This is a genomic window from Acinetobacter sp. ACNIH1 (assembly GCF_002934695.1).
GTDB lineage: Bacteria > Pseudomonadota > Gammaproteobacteria > Pseudomonadales > Moraxellaceae > Acinetobacter > Acinetobacter variabilis.
On sequence record NZ_CP026420.1, the window covers coordinates 20,398 to 42,317 of the forward strand.

General features: G+C 42.8%; 18 protein-coding genes and 2 tRNA genes. 9 read left to right on the forward strand and 11 right to left on the reverse strand.

Translation table 11 applies throughout. The features are described from left to right. Window positions 1-341: 341 nt before the first annotated feature. The 5 genes from C3F22_RS00125 to C3F22_RS00145 all read right to left on the reverse strand — a co-directional run bounded on the left by C3F22_RS00125 (window position 342) and on the right by C3F22_RS00145 (window position 6,756). The gene (locus C3F22_RS00125) at window positions 342-1,736 is read right to left on the reverse strand and encodes an AAA family ATPase (protein ID WP_104425605.1); all 1,395 of its coding nucleotides are present in this window, start codon (window positions 1,734-1,736) and stop codon (window positions 342-344) included. 39 nt (window positions 1,737-1,775) lie between these two features. Beyond that, on the reverse strand, window positions 1,776-3,278 hold the full coding sequence (locus C3F22_RS00130; RefSeq protein WP_034590271.1) for an AAA family ATPase: 1,503 nt from the start codon (window positions 3,276-3,278) through the stop codon (window positions 1,776-1,778). A gap of 19 nt (window positions 3,279-3,297) precedes the next feature. Further along, window positions 3,298-4,080, reverse strand: a complete 783-nt coding sequence (hisIE, locus tag C3F22_RS00135) for a bifunctional phosphoribosyl-AMP cyclohydrolase/phosphoribosyl-ATP diphosphatase HisIE (RefSeq protein ID WP_004787175.1) — start codon at window positions 4,078-4,080, stop codon at window positions 3,298-3,300. A gap of 215 nt (window positions 4,081-4,295) precedes the next feature. Continuing rightward, window positions 4,296-5,183 (reverse strand): SDR family NAD(P)-dependent oxidoreductase, encoded by an 888-nt coding sequence (locus C3F22_RS00140; RefSeq protein ID WP_104425606.1) that lies wholly within the window; start codon window positions 5,181-5,183, stop codon window positions 4,296-4,298. A 295-nt stretch (window positions 5,184-5,478) separates the two neighbouring features. After that, entirely contained in the window at window positions 5,479-6,756 is a 1,278-nt protein-coding gene (locus C3F22_RS00145) for an O-acetylhomoserine aminocarboxypropyltransferase/cysteine synthase family protein (RefSeq protein ID WP_005233558.1), read from the reverse strand. 318 nt (window positions 6,757-7,074) lie between these two features. Between C3F22_RS00145 and ettA the strand changes: the two genes are divergently transcribed. After that, on the forward strand, window positions 7,075-8,736 hold the full coding sequence (gene ettA, locus C3F22_RS00150) for an energy-dependent translational throttle protein EttA (protein WP_005233568.1): 1,662 nt from the start codon (window positions 7,075-7,077) through the stop codon (window positions 8,734-8,736). A 43-nt stretch (window positions 8,737-8,779) separates the two neighbouring features. Here ettA and C3F22_RS00155 read toward each other — a convergent pair whose 3' ends face one another. From C3F22_RS00155 to C3F22_RS00180, 6 genes are all read right to left on the reverse strand, one after another. Next, entirely contained in the window at window positions 8,780-9,115 is a 336-nt protein-coding gene (locus tag C3F22_RS00155) for a sel1 repeat family protein (RefSeq protein WP_224213974.1), read from the reverse strand. A gap of 394 nt (window positions 9,116-9,509) precedes the next feature. Next, complete coding sequence (locus C3F22_RS00160) at window positions 9,510-9,851, reverse strand: hypothetical protein (RefSeq protein ID WP_004787163.1); 342 nt, start codon at window positions 9,849-9,851, stop codon at window positions 9,510-9,512. A 143-nt stretch (window positions 9,852-9,994) separates the two neighbouring features. Continuing rightward, window positions 9,995-10,070 (reverse strand) — tRNA-Glu (locus C3F22_RS00165). 36 nt (window positions 10,071-10,106) lie between these two features. Beyond that, window positions 10,107-10,182: transfer RNA gene (locus C3F22_RS00170), tRNA-Ala, on the reverse strand. Between the two features lie 57 nt (window positions 10,183-10,239). Next, complete coding sequence (gltX, locus tag C3F22_RS00175; protein ID WP_104425607.1) at window positions 10,240-11,748, reverse strand: glutamate--tRNA ligase; 1,509 nt, start codon at window positions 11,746-11,748, stop codon at window positions 10,240-10,242. 139 nt (window positions 11,749-11,887) lie between these two features. Continuing rightward, window positions 11,888-12,193, reverse strand: a complete 306-nt coding sequence (locus tag C3F22_RS00180; RefSeq protein WP_005233572.1) for a hypothetical protein — start codon at window positions 12,191-12,193, stop codon at window positions 11,888-11,890. A gap of 368 nt (window positions 12,194-12,561) precedes the next feature. Between C3F22_RS00180 and C3F22_RS00185 the strand changes: the two genes are divergently transcribed. The 8 genes from C3F22_RS00185 to C3F22_RS00220 all read left to right on the forward strand — a co-directional run bounded on the left by C3F22_RS00185 (window position 12,562) and on the right by C3F22_RS00220 (window position 21,915). Then, window positions 12,562-13,652, forward strand: a protein-coding gene (locus C3F22_RS00185) for an IS4-like element ISAba1 family transposase (RefSeq protein ID WP_085940413.1) whose coding sequence is annotated in 2 segments (ribosomal slippage) — window positions 12,562-13,102 and window positions 13,102-13,652 — 1,092 coding nt in all. Because the reading frame shifts where the segments join, the coding sequence is not laid out codon by codon here. Window positions 13,653-13,777: 125 nt separating this feature from the next. After that, window positions 13,778-14,722, forward strand: coding sequence for a sulfate ABC transporter substrate-binding protein (locus C3F22_RS00190; RefSeq protein ID WP_005233573.1), 945 nt, complete (start codon window positions 13,778-13,780; stop codon window positions 14,720-14,722). A gap of 280 nt (window positions 14,723-15,002) precedes the next feature. After that, a complete protein-coding gene (locus C3F22_RS00195; protein WP_005233574.1) occupies window positions 15,003-15,965 on the forward strand; it encodes an IS30-like element IS18 family transposase in 963 nt (320 codons plus the stop codon). Between the two features lie 137 nt (window positions 15,966-16,102). Further along, window positions 16,103-17,122, forward strand: coding sequence for a sulfate ABC transporter substrate-binding protein (locus C3F22_RS00200; RefSeq protein WP_104425608.1), 1,020 nt, complete (start codon window positions 16,103-16,105; stop codon window positions 17,120-17,122). A 191-nt stretch (window positions 17,123-17,313) separates the two neighbouring features. Next, a complete protein-coding gene (rsmH, locus tag C3F22_RS00205) occupies window positions 17,314-18,225 on the forward strand; it encodes a 16S rRNA (cytosine(1402)-N(4))-methyltransferase RsmH (protein ID WP_005233576.1) in 912 nt (303 codons plus the stop codon). A gap of 10 nt (window positions 18,226-18,235) precedes the next feature. Further along, complete coding sequence (gene ftsL, locus C3F22_RS00210; RefSeq protein ID WP_004787146.1) at window positions 18,236-18,568, forward strand: cell division protein FtsL; 333 nt, start codon at window positions 18,236-18,238, stop codon at window positions 18,566-18,568. A gap of 15 nt (window positions 18,569-18,583) precedes the next feature. After that, window positions 18,584-20,407: a penicillin-binding protein PBP3 gene (gene ftsI / locus C3F22_RS00215; protein ID WP_005233578.1), complete on the forward strand. Its 1,824-nt coding sequence runs from the start codon at window positions 18,584-18,586 to the stop codon at window positions 20,405-20,407. Between the two features lie 11 nt (window positions 20,408-20,418). Next, entirely contained in the window at window positions 20,419-21,915 is a 1,497-nt protein-coding gene (locus C3F22_RS00220) for a UDP-N-acetylmuramoyl-L-alanyl-D-glutamate--2,6-diaminopimelate ligase (RefSeq protein ID WP_104425609.1), read from the forward strand. Window positions 21,916-21,920 lie beyond the last annotated feature (5 nt).

Here is a 21,920-nt window from a genome sequence, read left to right on the forward strand (position 1 = left end):
GCCAGAATGATATTCAAACAGAATAATACAGTTGTATTGCGCAACTTATAAACGATAGCAAATTCCGATTTTACAACGAAAATTGCAAGTAAAACCGATCATATTACAGGATAACCACAACATCAATGTTTTTATGTAGAACTTGTAGATTATACGTAAGCTTGGTTTTGATATGGGGTGCATGCTTGAACATCTCGTACAAATTTGACCGAAAATAAAGATCAAACTCCCTGCATTTATTGATAAAAATTTATAACTTCTTGATCAGGAATGCAGAAAATCCAAACCTATTCTTGCATCCTGATTTTATTTTTTAAATTGCATTATCGTTTCAGGACTATTTAAGAAGATTGAGGCAAGCTTTGTGAATTATCCTGACTCAAGAGCTGTAAAAGCTCCTGTTGCTGTTCTGCGCTTAGCTGTTCCTGAATCAGTTGCAGAACAGACTGAGCCGTCAGGTTGGCTGTTTCTGGTTCCTGAAGTGTATCTTCAACTTTTTCTATATCTGAATGATGTTGGCTAATCTCAAGTGGTAACTCTGCATAGAGATGATCATACTGAACCTGCATTGGATTTAAATGGATGGGATGCAACTGTTTATTTTCCAGTTTTAAACACTGAAAATCCTGAGCCTGTTCCAGCAATTCCGGCCGGTTTCCAGTGGCAATAATCTGCAAGTTAGGAAATGCCTGATGCAGACGCGGTAAAATGACGGCAGCCATGTCCTGATCCAGTTGATGGTCAATTTCATCAATCAGTAAAATGCCAGTACCTTCCTGACAGGGAAATAAACTGTGCGGATTAAGCAGACAAAGGCGCCGTACAACATCTCCCACCAGTGCAATCCAGTTTCGGATACTGCTCGACAACTGCTGAAAGCTAAAGGTGTGATCCTGATAACGCACCATTAATTGCAGTTTGGGCTGATAGTCCAGATAAATCTGGCTAAGTTCTGGTAGTACAATGGATAAAGCTTCACGCAAGGCAGTCAGGCTCGGTGTATGCATATGCGCTTTGGCTTTTTCAATTTGCTGGGCCAGTTGATCTGCTTGAATATCATCCGATTGCTGTAGCGCCTGATCTAGAATCTGGTCAATGATCTTGGCACTTTGTGCATTTTCAATATCACTAACTTCACGAAACCATTCAAAGAAGCGCGCAAAAGTCGTAAAGGGAATGGCGGTAATTTCATAGGCATGCGCAGTCTGAAAAATGGCCTGATTATTTTTGCTGAGTAAATTGATTTCATTGACGAAGCGTTCAGCCGGATAATAGGCGACCATAGGCAGACCGAGCAAAGGGTCATGTTGCCTTGCCTTTTGATAGAGACTCACCATGGCATCGAGTTGCTGGGTTTCCGCTTTGGCAAAGCCAATGCCCTGACTATTTAAAGTTTTGTATAACTGCCAAGAACAGGATTGGGCAGGGGCTGCCTCTCCCTGTGCCGATTCAGGCAATGACCTCAAATCGTCAGGAAAACGCACTTGGATATCAATTTTGGATTGCAGGCGGTTTTGCAGGATATCCTGATCCAGCATGCTTAAACCTGCGGTGCGTAAGTCACGAAAACGTGCAGAAAACCAGGTCAAAGCCTGATAACTCAAACGCAGCAAGGTGGTTTTACCCGAACCCTGATCACCTAGAATTAAAGTCACAGGTGTTTTTTGCAGATCAAAATCAAGCTGGATATTAGAAAAGTGCAGAGCATGTTTAAGTTGTATTTTTTCGATGTGCATAGATCACCTGTGCCGTGATTTTTACATCTATGTTTTACCTTAGCCGACGGCTTGGCGCAGTGACTGTGGCATCCTGATTTTCAGTTGTTGAATGAGGTCATAAATGTGATGTATATTTAAGCTTACTTTAGCACGAGTACAGGCCACGTACAGCAGACGTAACTCTTCGTCACTAATTTTATGGTCTTTCTCATTCAGCTTGAACTGGTAATCATCTTCAATATGAACGCGATCCCATTCCAGACCTTTGGCCTTATGCGCGGTAGAGATGATGTAGTCCGCTTGTCCGATTGGGGTGATTTTGGCGAGGGCAGTTTTCAGGGGATCAGTGCCATGTTCATCGACCAGTTTGACTAAAGGCTTGATATCACTGCCTTCATTGGTCTCACAGTATTCGTGTACATCATGCCATGAGTTAAACCAGGCCAGTTCAGGCACATCAACTACACGCTTGCCCTGTTTCAGCATCGCAGCGGCATCAACAAAACGGTTCAGTTTGACATGATCCGCTTGCAGGCTGACTTTATCGCCACGTACTAAACCGGCAAGTAATAGTTCCATAGCACGCGCATTGGTCCGGCATAGAATCGCATCGCGTAATTTAGTGTGCGGTTTATTGACGACTTTGGAGTTTAAGTGCGGATTACCGAGTAAGGGCACGGTTTCATTCAATGCTCCCAAAATCGCATTGGCATTTAACGCAATTTCAGGCCCGAAACGGAATGAAGTGGTCAGACGAGATTCGGGTAGCGGCAGCTGCTGCATGGCATTCACTGCGCCACGCCAGGCATAAATCTGCTGATGCGCATCGCCGACATAGATGACCTGAGTGCTACGCTGTTTCAGCAAAATTCCCAGCATCAGTGGGTCGGCATCCTGTGCTTCATCAAACAGCACATAGTCGGCAGGAATATTGGGCTCAGACAATGCCCAAAGTTTCAGGTAAATATCATGCCCAATCCCGGCCTGATGATTGGGATCAATTGACTCTAGCCAACGCCGTTCAACTGCTGGATAAAGTTTCTTTTGCAGTGCTTCAATATCATCTGGATGTAGCCAGCTCGGTGCCTGAATATGCCGCGGGGCAGGATATTGCGAACTGGTCGAGCAGAAATAGCCAACTGCATTCGCGACCAGACTGGCCAGACGCGAAGGCATCAGTACATATTTTTCATAACGTCCGCCCATCATCCGGCGCAAGGTCATAGGCTCAAGGCGATATTCTTTGGCAATGAAGCTCGGACTTAAACGTGGTAGACGTAGTTTATCCGTGACTCCACGTGGAACACTGCGAAAAGCCAGGGAGTGGAAGGTACGGCAGTCCACACCCCGATGAAACTTGTTTTGTGCTTCTGAGGCAATCGATTTATTAAATGCCAGATACATACCGCGCCGTTCCGGCATGGCATCACTGATCATTTGCAGGGTCGTGGTTTTACCTGTGCCCGCATAGGCAATGACTTTAAAAGATTTTCCCAGACGTGCGTTATCAATGGCAGTGGCCTGCTCATAGGTCGCTTTGGGTTTTTGCAGATCAGACACAGGTAGATTCATTCACGATTTAATGTTGGCGATTGGCTTTTTCAACCAGACCGGATAGACCCTGACGGCGTGCCAGTTCATTCAGGACCAGTTGCGGATCCAGGTCGAAGTAACCGAGCATCACAATGGTATGGAACCATAAATCAGCCACTTCATAGATCAGGTCATTCTTGTTGTCTTCAGAGGCTTCAGTTTTGAAATCTTTAGCCGCGATCACGGTCTCAAAGCTTTCTTCACCGACTTTTTCCAGAATCTTGTTGAGGCCTTTATGGTACAGCTTGGCCACATAAGAGGATTCCGGATCAGCTTTCTTACGCTCTATCATCATCTCGCCCAAGTATGACAATACTTCAACTTGTTCAGACTGAGCGGTTGAGGCATTCATGGCAAGGGTATGTGGATTTGTTGATTTTTCACCGTAAATCGCAGCAGGATCTTTGATTTGTGCATCCACAATTTCCCAGCCATTCGGTGTCAGTTTGCGGTAGAAACATGATTCACGACCAGTATGGCAGGCAATACCACCATGCTGTTCAATCTGTAAAATAATCACGTCAGCATCACAGTCCAGACGGATTTCATGCACAGTCTGGAAATGACCAGATTCTTCGCCCTTATGCCATAGCTTATTGCGCGAACGGGAGAAATACACTGCCTGATTTTTTTCAGCAGTTAAATCCAGCGCTTCACGGTTCATCCAGGCGACCATCAATACACGACCAGTTTGATGGTGCTGAGCAATGGCAGGGATCAGACCTTGTTCGTTAAATTTTACTTCATCGAGCCATTGCACGTTGTTCATAAGGGTTTCCATTAATTGAATCAGAATATAAAAAGATGGATAGGAAATATCCGTCCATAGTGTACGTGATCTCGTCGCATTTGCGGCAAAAATCTGTGCCTGAAAAGACAGGATGTGTCGTTAGGCGCATTCTGATTATAAACCTGAGGGATTGAATCTCTAAAGTGCAGAAATAAAATAGCCGCCCTTAGGCGGCCAGAATATTCTTGACGAAATTACCAGTGCTCACCCGGGAAGATTCGCGCATAGGCCTTTTGTACCCAGTTCAGTTTTTGTGGCTGACCCACTGATGCTGAAGAGCTTGGGAACAGGTTATAACCGATCGACATCAGGACATTGTTGATGTCTGGTGCAATCGCATAGGTAATCGAAGCCAGACGTCCCAAATTGGTTGCGACTTTCTTCGGACGTTTCACAATCGCATAAGCAACCAGTTCAGCTGCCTGTTCCGGAGACAGGGTAGGCACATATTTATAGATCTTGGTCGGTGCGATCATTGGTGTACGAACCAAAGGCATATAAATTGAAGTGATTGCAATTTTATGTGAATGGACTTCTGCAGACAGACAGCGGCTGAAAGCATCCAGTGCCGCTTTAGATGCGACATAAGCCGAGAAGCGGGTGGCGTTCGCCAATACACCAATCGAGCTGATATTGATGATATGACCTGCACGGCGAATCATCATTTGCGGCAGGATATTCATCACCAGGCGCACTGCACCAAAATAATTTAGCTGCATGGTACGTTCAAAATCATGAAAACGATCCACTGATTCATGCACCGCACGGCGAATCGAGCGGCCCGCATTGTTAATCAGGATGTCGATATGATCGACTGAAGCAATAATCTGTTTGGACACTTCATCAATGGATTCCATGTTGTTGAGATCACATGGAAATACTGAAGCTTTACCGCCCTTGGATTCAATTTCTTTTTTTACTTGTTCTAGGGTGTCTTTGGTACGCGCGACCAGTAAAACATGTGCGCCAGCATCTGCCAGGTGATGTGCTGTCGTTAAACCTATACCACTGGATGCGCCTGTAATAAGAACAGTTTTACCTGCAATACGTTTTTCCAATTGTTTCTGTAGTCTAGTTTTCACGTTTGTTATCCCTAATTTGAAGACTGCGTTCAAATTATTTTTATTAAAAAATCAAAGATGGCTCTAACAGAGATAAGAGCGAAGATGAGTACTAATATGATAACTAATTATTTAAAAAAATCTATACATTAAACTATTGAAAATAAAATAAAAATTAGAGTAATTGCTCTATTTGTGTTCGCCGTTTCAATTGATTTTTATCATGAAAATAAATAACAAAGCAAGTGATTGTATTCAAAAAATAAATAAAAAAACTCCAGCATTTTTGCTGGAGTTTTCTGCTTTAAAATGGCGCTTAAACTGCTGTGAGAGATTGTTCCAGATCCGCAATCAGGTCATCAATATGTTCAATCCCGATTGATAAACGAACCATATCTTCACTCACACCTGCTGATTTAAGCTCTTCAGGATTGAGCTGGCGGTGGGTGGTGGTTGCAGGATGACAGGCGAGACTCTTGGCATCCCCAATATTGACCAGACGGGTGAACAGTTGCAGGGCATCAATAAAACGGGCACCGCCTTCACGACCACCTTCTACACCAAAAGTCAGAATGGCAGACGGTTTACCTTTCACATATTTTTGTGCCAAAGCATGCTGCGGGTGATCTTTCAGACCGGCATAATTGACCCATTTTACTTTCGGATGTTGTTGTAAATATTCTGCAACCTTCAGCGCATTTTCAGTATGACGCTCCATACGCAGGCTCAAAGTTTCCAAGCCTTGCAGAATTAAAAATACATTTTGTGGGCTGATCGCTGCCCCGGTATTACGCAGAGGTACGACACGAGCACGCGCTATATACGCCGCTTCACCTAAAGCTTTGACATAATTCACACCATGATAACTCGGATCCGGTGTATTCAAAGCAGGGAAACGCTCGGCATGTTGCCCCCATGGGAACTTGCCACTATCCACGATAATGCCGCCAATCGAATTCCCGTGACCACCAATATATTTGGTCAGTGAATGCACCACGATGTCGGCACCGAAATCAAAAGATTTCTGTAGGACTGGGGTGGCAACTGTATTATCAACGATGACTGGTATGCCATATTCATGGGCAATCTTGGAAATCGCTTCCAGATCAATGATATTGCCCAGCGGGTTACCGATCGATTCCACAAAAACCAGTTTGGTTTTGTCATCAATTAGGCCACGTAATGCCTCTGGATTTTGATAATCAAAGAAGCGAACTTCTATCCCTTGTTTAGGCAGCGTATGCGCAAACAGGTTATAGGTGCCGCCATATAAAGTAGACACTGAAGCAATATTGTCACCCGCTTCAGCAATGGTCTGAATCGCATAGGTAATCGCAGCCATACCCGAAGCCAATGCCAGCGCACCAATTCCGCCTTCCATAGCTGCAATACGTTGTTCCAGCACTGCCGTGGTTGGGTTCATGATACGGGTATAAATATTGCCCTGAACTTTTAAATCAAACAGGTCTGCACCGTGCTGAGTATTGTCAAAAGCATATGAGGTAGTTTGATAAATGGGAACCGCAACAGCTTTAGTAGTAGGTTCCGGGCTATAGCCTGCGTGAATCGCTAAAGTTTCTGCTTTATAAGTCATGATCGTTGGTCTTCTTGTGTTTTTTGCTGTATTGAAACTGCTCAAATATTAGCACTTGAAATATGAAGAAAAGTGCATATTTATTCAAATGAATATCTTAATTTACGATATAGCATCACCAAAATAATGCAAGTTTAGGTGTCAGAAATACTGTTTGAAAAATAAACAGGATTAAACTTGTAACAAGGCATTAACTTCACGTGAATGGCTTATGTTTTGAAGACTTTCTGCGTATAATAGCCGATTATTTTTTCGCTCATGATTGAGCAGGGGAAGTTTGTTTCTTCCCCATTTGGTTTTTCAATTGAGGAGTCCTACGTGGCCCAATATATTTATACGATGAACCGAGTGTCCAAGATGGTTCCGCCAAAGCGCGAAATTCTCAAGGATATCTCCTTATCATTTTTCCCAGGCGCAAAAATTGGTGTGCTTGGTCTGAACGGTGCAGGTAAATCTACTTTGCTTCGTATTATGGCGGGCGTAGATAAAGATTTCTCTGGTGAAGCACGTGCGCAACCGGGTATCAAAATCGGTTACCTCGAGCAAGAACCACCACTTGATCCAACCAAAGACGTTCGTGGCAACGTTGAAGACGGCGTACGTGAAGCACTTGATGCATTAGAACGCCTTGATCAGGTATTTGCAGACTATGCAGATCCGGATGCAGACTTCGATGCTTTGGCGAAAGAACAGGAAAAACTGGAAGCAATTATCCAGACTTGGGATGCGCATAACCTGAATAACCAGTTGGAACAGGCTGCAGCAGCATTAAATCTGCCTGCATGGGATGCAGATGTAACCATGCTTTCAGGTGGTGAACGCCGTCGTGTTGCATTATGTCGTTTACTGCTGTCTAAACCAGACATGCTGCTTCTCGACGAACCGACCAACCACTTGGATGCAGAATCTGTATCTTGGCTGGAACGCTTCCTGAAAGACTTTCCGGGCACCATCGTGGCGATTACGCACGACCGTTACTTCCTGGATAACGTGGCCGAGTGGATTCTGGAGCTTGACCGCGGACATGGTATTCCTTACCAAGGTAACTATTCTTCTTGGCTGGAACAGAAAAATGCGCGTTTAGAACAAGAGAACAAGCAGGAAGAATCTTTTGCTAAAGCATTGAAAAAAGAACTTGAATGGGTTCGTTCAAATGCGAAAGGCCAGCAGAAGAAAAACAAAGCACGTATGGAACGTTTCGAAGAGCTTAACTCTCGTGAATTCCAGCAACGTAACGAAACTTCTGAAATCTACATTCCACCTGGTCCACGTCTGGGCAACAAGGTGGTTGAAGTTGAAGGGATTAGCAAATCGTTTGGTGACAAACTGCTGTATAAAGACTTGTCTTTCACAGTACCACCAACAGCGATTGTCGGTATCGTAGGTCCAAACGGTGCAGGTAAAACTACACTGTTCCGTATGATGACGGGCGAACAGCAACCCGATACCGGTACGGTAACTTTAGGTGATTCTGTAAAAGTTGCTTATGTGGGTCAGATCCGTGACACCCTAGACGATAATAAAACCGTTTGGGAAGAAGTGTCTGGCGGTCTGGACATCCTGAAAGTGGGTGATTATGAAATTGCATCTCGTGCTTATATTGGACGCTTTAACTTTAAAGGCCAAGATCAGCAAAAACGCGTAGGTGAATTGTCAGGTGGTGAGCGTAACCGTTTACAACTTGCGAAAATCCTGCAACAAGGTGCGAACGTAATCCTGCTCGATGAACCATCAAACGACCTGGACGTAGAAACTTTACGTGCGTTAGAAGATGCAATTCTGGTATTCCCAGGCTGTGTGATGGTGGTATCGCATGACCGCTGGTTCCTGGACCGTATTGCGACTCACATTTTGTCATTTGAAGATGAGACTCCAGAATTCTTCACCGGTAACTATACCGAGTTTGAAGAGTATCGCCGTAAGAAATATGGCGATGATCTGGCAGCGAAGCGTCAGAAATACCGAAAAATTGGTGCTTAATCAAAGCGCATAAAAAAAACCAGCCTTCGGGCTGGTTTTTTATTTAATATTGGAAACTCATTTGGCTATAAGTATTCGATAACAACCGCGCAGCTTTTAAATGACCTTGCTGTTTAGCCTTATTCAGCCATTCTTCAGCATGAAAATAATTCTGATCTAAACCTAGACTACCTTTAAGAAAGTGTTTACCCAGTCTATATTGCGCTTCGACGTGTCCACGTGTTGCTGCACTTAAGTAGTTCCAGAAAGCATTGCGTTGATAACTTTCTTGCTGCTCTAGTTGCGCAATTTGAAAATGTTCGACTTGGCGTTGCTTTAAAGCATGGCAAAGCTTTTCAAGTTGCACAGCTTCCAGATAACAGGTGTCTGCTTCAGACATAGAATTTTCCATATCTGAATTTGTTGGTTCATCGTGAGAAAACAGAAAATGTATGACTTTTTTGAGTTTAAGCATTTTTTGTTCCTCATGTTTGCCATTATTAATAATTAATTAAACTATCCACTAAAGACTACAATATTAAGCGGTTTTATTTCGGTAATGAATTGCATGCTTTTAGTCTCATGTTAATATTTTTGTGTATTTAATGAGCAAAAACAAGCAGTAGAAATAAAAAAACTTCATTTTAAAAGTGAAGCAAATTGGAAGAAATATGAATTTGTTGTTCTAGTCGACATTTTTATATTAGGGGTTAGAAGATTTAGTTTTACTAATAAAAAAATCTTGCATAAGCATGCAAGATTTTTCGGCTTTGAAAATGAGTAAACTATAGAAATCAGATCTCCCACTCATGATTGCATTCACGGCATTTCCATTTTTTTTGACTTTGCATGAAAGCCTGCATGGAAATTTTAAAATCAGGTAAATCTTTATAGAACATGAAGCCTGCGATCAGACAGATTATAAACACGATCACAGTAGCGGTCTGTAAAGTCGTACCTGCACCATCTCCAAAAATCCACATCGCGATGCTAATGATGACCAATAGCAATAATACAAACAGGGCAGGCACCAGCATGATCAGGCTTTTAGGCACGACAGGACGCGCCGCCGGTTGACCTGGCTGAGCCACGGGCATGATTTTTGGGCTTTGACATTTAGGGCAACGATATTGCATTACAACTCCAAAATTCTAAATTACTGATTATTTTATCGGAAGATACGCAAAAACCGAAATACCGCCAATATAAAACAGACAGACAATAAAAAACCCAAGTCACAATGCTTGGGTTTTTTATTAAGATGTTGCCATCTTGAATATGGCGTCCCTACGGGGATTCGAACCCCGGTTACCGCCGTGAAAGGGCGATGTCCTAGGCCTCTAGACGATAGGGACAAATGAGGCAAATACACAGGTAAAGCAAGACTTATTTGGTGGAGTCAAGGAGGATCGAACTCCTGACCTCTACAATGCCATTGTAGCGCTCTACCAACTGAGCTATGACCCCAGTCTGTGTGAGCGCTATATTATGGATATAACGCTCAGCCGTCAACTAAAAAATAAATTAAGCTTGATCAACTGCTTCATTTTTCGGCAGTTTCAGACTCTCATTCAATTTCTCCCAAGCTTTTACTTCCTTTTTGCTAGGGCCACCGACAACTTCCAGCGCGTGGCGCAGACGAGCAAAAGTCAGATCCGGACCAATGGTAACCATGGTCTGCATAACTGGGGTAGAAGCGGTTGAACCGGCAATCGCAATAAAGAACGCTGGCATAAAGTCACGTAATTTAATACCCATCTGATTCGCCAAATCCATCAGCGTTTGGCTGACAGTGTCATTGTTCCAGGTGAACAGGCTTTCCAGACGCCAGATCGCAAATTGCAGGCTTTGACGAACTTGTTCTTCAGAAAGTTTTTTGCTTTCGAACTGTTCTTTAGTCAAAGTCGGGAAATGGTTGAAATAATGCGCTGACCAATTCACTGCTTCAGACAGCAGATTGATCCGTGGTTGAATTGCAGCAGCGATTTCTTCCAGTTTGGCACGCTCTGCTTTCCAGGTCAGTAGGGTATCTAACAGTTCAGCAGGAGAGAGGGCTTTAATCCACTGACCATTTAACCAGTTCAGTTTCTCAACATCAAAGATTGGACCACCCAGAGAGACACGGTTAATATCAAAGTGTTCAATCATTTCAGCCAAAGTGAATTTTTCACGCTCATCTGGCATTGACCAGCCCATACGGCCCAGATAGTTCAGCAACGCTTCTGGCAATACACCGATGTCTTTATAGTAATTGATTGAAGTCGGGTTTTTGCGTTTCGACAGTTTTGATTTATCCGGATTACGCAGTAGCGGCATGTGGCACAGGACTGGCATATCCCAACCAAAGTATTTGTACAGCAACTGATGTTTCGGTGCAGATGGAATCCATTCTTCACCACGAATCACATGCGTAATTTGCATTAGGTGATCATCAACCACGTTTGCCAGATGGTAAGTTGGCAGACCATCAGTTTTTAGCAGAATTTGCATGTCGACTTGCGCCCAGGGAATTTCTACTTCACCACGGAGCATGTCATTAAAGGTACATACCCCTTCAGTCGGCACTTTCATACGGATCACGTGCGGTTCACCAGCTGCCAGACGACGTGCCACTTCTTCTTTAGATAGTTTCAGACCGCGACCATCGTAGCGTGGAGTTTCGCCACGCGCCTGCTGTTCAGCACGCATTTCATCCAGTTCTTGCGCTGTTGCGAAACAGTAGAAGGCATGACCTTTATCTACCAGTTCTTCTGCGTATTTTTTATAGATGCTCATCCGTTCTGACTGACGATATGGTGCATGTGGACCACCGACATCTGGGCCTTCTGACCAGTTCAGGCCTAACCAGCGTAGTGAGTCCAGAATCATTTTTTCAGATTCAGGAGTAGAACGCAGCTGATCCGTATCTTCAATACGAAGAATAAATTCACCACCGTGCTGTTTGGCAAAACACAGGTTGAACAGGGCAATATAGGCAGTTCCCACATGCGGGAAACCGGTAGGAGAAGGTGCAATACGAGTACGAACAGTCATAGCTGGATCTAATCTTAAATATAAAATTGCAGCTATTATAACGAAAAAGCCACATCACTTAATGCTTTATTCAACATTGAATGATGTGGCTTTTCAGGATGAGCAAAATATAACGAAGGTGGAGAACTAAAACTAAGTCTTATGAATTGCTCGGAGAAAAAATACTTTGCACAAAACGGGTAAAGCGCAGGTTTTGAGCTGCAAAAAAGCTTTGAGTCGGATTTGATTTGAACGCAGTCAGCGCTTTAAGTTCATCCTCAGTATGAAAAGCATTTTTATCAGCTTTATGTTGCTGAATTGCTTTTTCAATTGGTGAGGTTTTCACTTCAATTGCATTTACAGAGGCTTTAGGTAGCTCTGTTTTTACAACTACAGCATGGCCAAGTTGAATCGAGAACAGCATGATAAGACTTAGGATGCTGGCTGTGAATATTTTAAATTTCATATCCAAACTTCCTCCTTAGCTCTGGTTAATCTTGTTTTGTTAAAAATGTTGTTATAATACTGGCTACAATCTAATCACATTCAGATATAAAAAAGTAGAACCAGGTCACATTTTTTACAAAAAACTAATATTTCTCTGTGGAAAATTACTAAATTTCAGAATTTCCACATTTAAGTTGCCTATTTGTAACAGATAACTGTGTAGAGATCGTGAAGAACTGTCTTATATTGTAGCAGGATATTAAATTTTTAGGTGAAAATGTATCCGAAATGAATTGTGAGCATATATATCAAAAATCTCTGTACACGACAAAAATAGATAACTCATTGAAATAATGTCATAATAATTGTTTTCTAACGACGAATACTATGACACATCTCAATGAGTTATATCTTATCTTAAACAAATATCTAAAATGGAACAAGTCACATTTAAAGTGCTTTGCGCTCATCATGCTTGTGATTATTTTAAAGCAAACATGTAATCTTTCTTCTGCATCTAAAGCCTTGCCCATCAAGTGCTTACCACAATCATTTTATCGACGTATGCAGCGCTTCTTTGCAGGTCAGTATTTTGATTATCGTCAAATTTCTCAGTTGATTTTCAATATGTTTTCATTCGACCAAGTGCAACTGACTTTAGATAGAACCAATTGGAAATGGGGAAAACGAAATATTAATATCCTGATGCTCGCAATCGTTTATCGTGGAATAGCGATACCTATCCTTTGGACATTGCTTAATAAACGTGGAAATTCAGATACGAAAGAGCGTATTGCTTTGATTCAACGCTTTATAGCCATTTTTGGTAAAGACCGTATTGTGAATGTGTTCGCAGACAGAGAGTTTATCGGTGAGCAGTGGTTTACATGGTTAATTGAACAAGACATCAACTTCTGCATTCGTGTTAAAAAAACTTCATTGTCACCAATCATTTAGGAAAGAATCATAAAATTAGTGATTTATTTCGCCATCTTAAAGTTGGTCAAATTGAATGTCGTAAACGACGGATTTTGGTTGGTCGGGTGAAACTATATATAAGTGCACTACAGTTAGAAAATGGAGAGCTTTTACTCGTCGTTTCTCCTCAGTTTAATGCCAATGCTATTCAGGATTATGCATTACGCTGGGAAATTGAAACCTTATTCAGTTGTCTCAAAGGACGCGGGTTTAATCTTGAAAATACGCGCTTGACAGACCCTAGACGAGTGAAAAAATTGATTGCGGTGTTAGCTATAAGCTTCTGTTGGTGTTACTTAACGGGTGAATGGCAACATGATCAAAAAAAAGCGATAAAAATAAAGAAGCATGGACGACTCTCAATGAGTTTATTTCGCTATGGTTTAGACTATGTTCAAATGGCGATTCAGCGTTTAATTGGTTTTGGGAAAAAAGAAGAGTTTAAGGAAATTTTGGCAATTTTAAGAAGGCAGAACCCTGATAGGATAAGGGTTCTGTGAAATTTGTCGTGTACAGAGATCAAAAATAGAATATGATTGGATAAAATATTATAAGCACATGATTGTTAAGTGCTTTTTTATTTATATAGTGCTGGATAAAGATAAATTAGCAATGAGCTCCAATCATGAAAAAGATAATAACTTCTACTATTTTAGTATTACTTGGCGGAAGTGCCATTCCTGGCTATGCTGCTAAAGACTTTCTCAACGTTTCCCATGATCCGACCCGCGAATTCTATCAGGAATATAATGAAGAATTTGGCAAGTTCTGGAAACAGAGAACCGGGCAAGCAGTCAATTTTAAACAGTCGCATGGCGGTTCAGGCAAACAAGCACGCTCTGTGGTCGGTGGTTTGCAGGCCGATGTAGTCACATTGGCACTGGCCAATGACATCGAAGAAATCGTTAATGCAGGCTTAATCAAAAAGGGCTGGCAGAAAGAGTTCCCAAGTAATTCGGCTCCTTATACCACTACGATTGTATTTCTGGTTCGTAAAGGCAATCCAAAACAGATTAAAGACTGGAATGATCTAACCAAACCAGGCGTTGAAATTATTACGCCAAACCCAAAAACCGGTGGTGCACCGCGCTGGATTTATCTGTCGGCTTGGGGTTATGCCCTAAAACAGCCAGGTGGTAATGATGCCAAAGCCAAAGAACTGGTGAAAAAACTCTATGCCAATGTCAAAGTATTGGATTCAGGTGCGCGTGGTTCCTTAACGATCTTTGCTGAACGCGGGATCGGCGATGTATTACTCTCTTGGGAAAATGAAGCGTTATTGGCGACGCAAGGTCTGGGTAAAGATAAATATGAAATTATTTATCCTTCAATTTCCATTCTGGCTGAACCTTCAGTGGCGATTGTCGACAAGACCGTGGATAAAAATGGTAACCGTAATTTGGCCAAAGGTTATTTAAACTATTTATATTCACCAAAAGGGCAGGAGCTGGCAGCAAAATACTACTTCCGTCCACGTGATGCCAAAGCAGCAGCGAAATATGCAGCTCAATTCCCAAAAATCCAGACTTTTACTATTGATAAAGTCTTTGGCGGCTGGGCAAAAGCGTAGAAAACCCATTTTGTGAATGGAGCAATTTACGATCAGATCTCTGCGGAAAACCGTAAATGATTTTAATTACCGAACCTTAATTTAGAAAGTGGATAATTAATTATCCGTTTTTTTTATATCTAAAGCATAAAATGCTATAAAAATAGAATAAGTCTTTAATCTAGATATTTTTATTACGCAGATTCAAATCCCAAGTGCAACACATTTGTAGTTAGTTGAAAAAGTTAGGTGTATTCATAGAATCATTAGACTTTTTCAACTCGCAATTGGAAAGCACACAATGAAGAAATACACCCAACTTTCTCAAGATGAAAGATACGAAATTTATGCTACTTTGAAAAGTAAAAGTTCAATCGCTACCCTTGCTCGGGAATTAGGACGTTCACGATCAACCATCTACCGTGAATTAAAAAGAAATACTGGGCAACGTGGATATAGAGCTCAACAGGCAGCTAAATTTGCAAGTCAAAGACGGTACCGTCCTTCATCATCAATGACAGCATTTGCCTTCGCTTATATTGATTATTTGATTGGTTTGGACTGGTCACCCGAACAAATTTCAGGTGCTTTAACACAACGCGGTTGGCTGGATGTACCTTCACATGAGTGGATTTACCAGTACATTTATCAAGATAAATCAAAAGGCGGTAAACTTCATCTACATTTAAGGCATCAGAAGAAATATCGAAAACGCGGTTACAAAAACACGGATCGTAGGGGTCAAATCATTGATAAAACAAGTATTCACTGCCGAGACCAGGTCATTGATCAACGACAACGTTTAGGAGATTTCGAAGGTGACACGGTGATTGGTAAACATCATAAAGGTGCTTTATTGACTCTCGTTGATCGAAAGAGCCTGTATGTACATATTGTTCATTTAGGGCCAACAAGAGCATCCTCTCAAACGATTACTTGTGCATTAGATCGTTTACAAATGAGCCATGCTTATAGTGTGACATTTGATAATGGCAAAGAATTTTCCGAACACAAAAGAATTACTGATGCTGGCATAGAGACGTATTTTGCTGATCCTTACAAGTCTATTCAGCGAGCTAGAAATGAAAATACGAATGGTTTAATCCGTCAATATCTGCCAAAATCATCATCGTTGGATGGCGTGTCAAACGAACAAATAGAGCAGATAGAATTTGCACTCAACCATCGTCCTAGAAAAACACTAGGTTGGTATACACCGAGTGAAGTTATGGCTGGTTTTTATACTGTTGCACTTGCCGCTTGAATCCGCCTTATATAAAACATGAAATTAAAACAAAAAATAACTAAATATTACCCTGTATGCACTTTGTTTGCTCAATTGCGAAAAATAACTTTATTTCATATAGTTATATCTAATGAAGATAATCTCCCGATGCTCTTATGAAAACTCAATTAAAATCACTGGTTAGTGTTGCCTTATTGGCAACAGGTCTGACATTTACTGCAACTGCGAGCCAAGCCGCGGATCGTGAATTCCTGAACGTTTCTTATGATGCAACCCGTGAATTCTATGACGAATTTAACAAATCTTTTGGTGCCTACTGGAAAAAACGAACCGGTATTGATGTGAACTTTAAACAGTCACACGGCGGTTCAGGTAAACAGGCCCGTTCTGTGGTCGACGGTTTAAAAGGTGATGTGGTTACCTTGGCATTGGCAAACGATATTGAAGAGATCGTAAGATCTGGCCAGATTCAGCCAGGCTGGCAAAAAGAGTTCCCGCATAATTCTGCACCTTATACTTCAACGATTGTCTTCATGGTGCGTAAGGGTAACCCTAAAGGAATTAAAGACTGGAAAGATCTGACTAAACCGGGCGTAGAAATTATTACACCAAACCCGAAAACGGGTGGTTTGCCACGTTGGGTTTACCTGTCAGCTTGGGGTTATGCAGAGAAACAGCCGGGTGGTAGCAAAGCCAAAGCCCAAGAATTTGTCGGCAAGCTTTATAAAAACGTCAAAGTGATGGACTCTGCTGCACGTGCATCGATGACTACATTTGCTGAACGTAATATTGGTGATGTGCTGTTAACTTGGGAAAATGAAGCTCTGGTAACGCAAAAAACTCTGGGTAAAAATAAGTTTGATATCGTTTATCCATCTTTGACCATTTTGACTGAACCCTCTGTAGCCATCGTAGATCGTACAGTGGATAAAAATGGCAACAAATGGTTAGCTAAAGGTTATATCAACTATCTTTATTCTCCACTTGGTCAGGACATGGCAGCACGACATTTCTATCGTCCACGTAATGAGAAAGTCTTAGCCAAATATTCATCACAGTTCCCGAAAATTAAAACCTTTACCATTGATGAAGTGTTCGGTGGCTGGGCCAATGCACAGAAAACTCACTTTGTGAATGGCGCGATCTTCGACCAGATCTATAATTCGAAGCGTTAATCCATTGATTAAAAAATAAATTTAAAATATAAAAAAAGCTTCCTCGATGGAGGCTTTTTTATCGACTGTCGAAAAATAAAAACGGTTTTCTCTATAGAAATTAATATTTATCTACAAAAAGTCGTTTGGAGCTTTAGCTAAACAGAGTGATAATGTGCAGTTAAATTTTTCGCCCTATTGATTGAGTTTTTATGTCACATATTTCTGTATTACTTCACGAAACGATTGATGCCTTATTGGCTGGTCGCAATACGGGAATTTATGTGGATGGAACCTTTGGCCGCGGTGGGCATACACGTTTATTGCTTTCCAAATTGGATGAAAATGCACGCGTCTACGCCTTCGATAAAGACCCGCAAGCATTGGCTGTTGCTGCAGAACTGGAACAGGAAGATTCACGGTTTAAAATTATTCATGCCAGCTTCGCTGATTTAAAACAGGCACTGGCTGAGCAGGGTATTGCAAGTGTAGATGGTGTGATGGCTGACTTAGGGGTGTCTTCACCGCAGCTGGATCAGGCAGAACGTGGTTTCAGCTTTATGAAAGATGGCCCGCTGGATATGCGCATGGACAACTCGCAAGGTCCGACTGCAGCCGAATGGCTGGTAGATATTGAAGAAGAAGCACTGGCTAATGTGATTTTTCAGTATGGTGAAGAGCGTTATAGTCGCCGTATAGCCAAAGCGATCAAGGCTGCTGGATATATTGATACCACAGCCAAACTGGCGGAAATTGTGAAAGTTGCCCATCCAAAATGGGAAAAAAATAAACATGCTGCCACCCGAACTTTCCAGGCAATTCGTATTGCTATTAATAAAGAATTAGAAGATATTGAAACTTTCCTCCCTCAAGCGGTTGAAATTTTAAAACCAGAGGGACGTTTGGCTGTCATCAGCTTCCACTCACTGGAAGACCGGTTGATTAAGCAGTTTATTCAAAAAGAATCAACGCTTGAAGAAGATTCAGGCTGGGGAATGCCGCAACAACAAAAGGATACGCGACGTTTAAAGAAAATCGCCCGGGTCAAGGCAAGTGATGAGGAAGTTAAAGCCAATCCTCGTTCACGTAGCGCATGGCTGCGCGTGGCAGAACGTTTAGCTTAATAGGCACATCATGAAAACTGAAGTGGTTGATAAAAAAACAGAAAAGTTATGGCTGAAAAAAGTCATTGTTTACCTCATATTAATGTTGATGGTCTTCATCAGTGCGGTATTTGTCGTCTTCCAGGTCTTTGAATACCGTCAGGATAACCGCAAACTGAGTACCTATCTGCGTGAACGGGATGACCTGAATGCAGAGTGGGGACGTTTGCTGATTGAACAGCAGACCTTTGGTGCGACCGCGCAGATTGGTACCCGTGCAGTGACTCAGTTAAGGATGTATTCACCTCCGATTTCACAGAGTGTCGTAATTTCCTTACCACAACCTTCAGATGAGAAAAAATAAGGCTAGCGCTCGAACATGGTAGACAAGAGAAAGAAGCAACCGGTACGTAAAAAGCAGTCCGTCACCGAGAAAAATGCCTTAAATGTTTATATCAACCGTTTTTACATCATGTGGGCCGTGGTGCTGCTGTGTTTTGTAACACTGATCGGCCGAGCTTTTTATGTGCAGATTATTAATAAGGATTTTCTGCAAAATAAAGCCAATGCCAATATTCTGCGAACCAATACCATCAAGGCTATGCGTGGAGTAATTTATGATCGTAATGGTATTCCGCTGGCGATCAGTACGCCGATTATGAAAATCGTGATTGACCCACGTGACTATTTTGATAATAAAAAACTTTATGATGAGACCATGCTGGCGCTACAGAAAGAGCCGAATAGCCGTAAACTGAAACGTCAACTCCCAGATAAAAACCTGAATCTGGATGAGCTGGCTGATGCAGTGGGTATGGATCGTGCTGAATTGCGCAAAAAAATGGAAGAGCGTCCACGTTCACGTTATCTGATCCTGAAAAAAGAAGTGCCGCCACAACAGGCAGAACTGATCATGAAGCGTAATTTCCAAGGCGTCTATACCGAGAAAAACTATAAGCGCTATTATCCGCAGCCGCAGCCAAACTCCCAGATTATTGGTCTGACCAATAGTGAAGGAACTGGGATCGAAGGTCTGGAGATGCAGCTGAATACCCGTCTTGCCGGTCAGGATGGTGAACAGCAGATTATCCGTGACAAAAAAGGCAACCGCGTTAAAGAGCCGGAAGTGATTAAAGAAGTCGAGCCGGGTGAAAATATTACCCTGAGTATCGACTCACGTTTACAGTACATCATGTACCGTGAACTCACTGCAGCGGGTGTCGCCAATAATGCCCGCTCCGCAACGGCGATTGCAGTCGATGTCAAAACTGGTGAAATTCTGGCAATGTCTTCTTGGCCTTCTTATAACCCGAATGACAAGAATGGCTTATTAAATAAAGACGCAATGCGTAACCGTGGCGCTGTCGATTCCTTCGAGCCGGGTTCAACCATGAAGCCGCTAACAGTGGCGATGGCTCTAGAAAGCGGGAAATATACGGCCAATTCGGTGATCAATACGAGTCCAGGTAGTATGCGGGTCGGAAACCACACTATTCGTGATACGCATAACTACGGTCAGTTGACACTGGGTGGCATTATCCAGAAATCATCAAACGTCGGTGTAGCTAAATTAGCTTTGTCACTGCCTTATGAAACTTTACCGACTTTCTATAAGCGTCTTGGTTTTGGTCAGCGTTCCGCAGTGAAATTTCCGGGTGAAAGTTCCGGTCTGATTCTGCCGCCAAGTAAATGGAATGTATCTGAAGTAGCAACCATGGCCTATGGTTATGGTCTGAATGCGACTGTGCTGCAACTGGCTGATGCCTATGCCATGCTGGCGAACAAAGGTGTGAAAGTGCCTTTAAGTCTGTATAAATTGGAAGAACAGCCACAAGGCGAGCAGATGATTGATCCTCAAATCGCAGAACAGGTTCTGCTGATGATGGAAACAGCAACTTTGCCTGGTGGTACAGCAACCCGTGCAACCGTACCTGGTTATCGTGTTGCAGGTAAAACGGGTACTGCGCATAAATTGCGTGCCGACCGTAAAGGTTATTCGACCAATGAATACCGTGCTTTATTTGCCGGCGTGGCACCAGTCAGTGACCCACGGATCGCTATGGTGGTGGTGGTAGAAAACCCACAAGGCACCTACTATGGTGGTACGGTATCTGCACCCGTCTTTGCCCGTGTGATGCAGGAGTCTTTACGCCTGCTGAATGTCCCGTTGGACAAACCTTTAGAATCTCCCAAAGTCCAGTAAATAGGTGATCAATGTCAATTACATTTCAAGATCTCTACACCGTTCAGGAACCTGCTGAGTGGATGCGACAATCCTTTCAGGGTCTCGAACTGGACAGTCGCAAAGTTAAACTGGGGCAAATTTTTATTGCCCTGACCAGCTTGTCTCAACCTGAAAAAACCGCAGAATATGCCAAGAAAGCCCTGTCATTGGGTGCACTGGCCGTGATTTCAGAACAAGATCTGGATATTGCTCCAGCTTTGGTAGTACCCAATGTCCGTCACCTGATGGGCGAGTGGCAGAAGCGCTATCTGCAAGCGACTCAGCCAGTCAATGCTGCCCGTATTCTGGCTGTAACCGGCACCAATGGTAAAACCACGATTTCCCGTCTGGTTGCTGAGTTACTGATGCTGCAAGGCAAAGCCTGTGCAGTTATGGGGACTACAGGGAATGGTATTTTGCCGAATCTGGAAGCCTCTTCTCATACCACACTCGATGCCCTGCAATTGCAAAATGCCTTGCATGCCTATGCACAGGCAGGTGCGGAATTTGCCTCAATTGAAGCGAGTTCGCATGGTCTGGAGCAGAGCCGTCTGAATGGTTGTGCGATTGAAATTGCGGCTTATAGCAATTTAAGTCGAGATCATCTCGACTATCACGGTACGCTGGAAGCTTATGCAGAAGCCAAATCGCGTTTATTCAGCTTTGAATCTCTGAAAGTTGCAGTCATCAATATTGATGACGCACATGCAGAGGTGATGCTGAATGCTGCAAAAACCAATCCAAACCAACCGAAAATTTTGACTTATTCTTTGTCGCAAGCAGCCGATTATCGGGTTCAGGATATCCAGTACAGTATTTCCGGTGCTGACTTTAAACTGATCACTGCACAAGATACATTTACTGTGCATAGTCCTTTGTTAGGTCATTTCAATATCGAAAATTTGGTTGCGAGCCTAGTTGTGGTAGAGCAGGCGGGATTTTCATTAGCCGATTTAATCGCAACTGTGCCTGAGCTGAAAGGTGCACCAGGCCGTATGCAGGTCATTCGTGATGATGAGCGTTTATTTGTCGTGGATTATGCGCATACTCCAGATGCCCTGAATCAGGTCTTGCTTACGCTGAAGCGCCATGTCAGCCAAAAACTCTGGGTTGCTTTTGGCTGTGGCGGTGATCGTGACCGTGGCAAACGTCCGTTGATGACACAGGCTGCACTTGAGGGCGCTGATATTGCAGTGCTGACTTCGGACAACCCACGTACTGAAGATCAAAACCAGATTTTCGCTGACATGAAGCAGGGTATCGATTTTTCAAACAAAAGCTATCATGAAATTCATGACCGTCGTGAAGCAATCCGCTTTGTAGTCGACCAGGCGCAGCCAGGTGACATTGTAGTGATTGCCGGTAAGGGACACGAAAATTATCAGGAGATTGATGGGGTGCGACATTGGTTTGATGATGTGGTCGAGGTACAGGCCGCAATTGATGCCCAGCATCACAACCGTGATTTAGCATTTCCAGCGCATTAGGATTT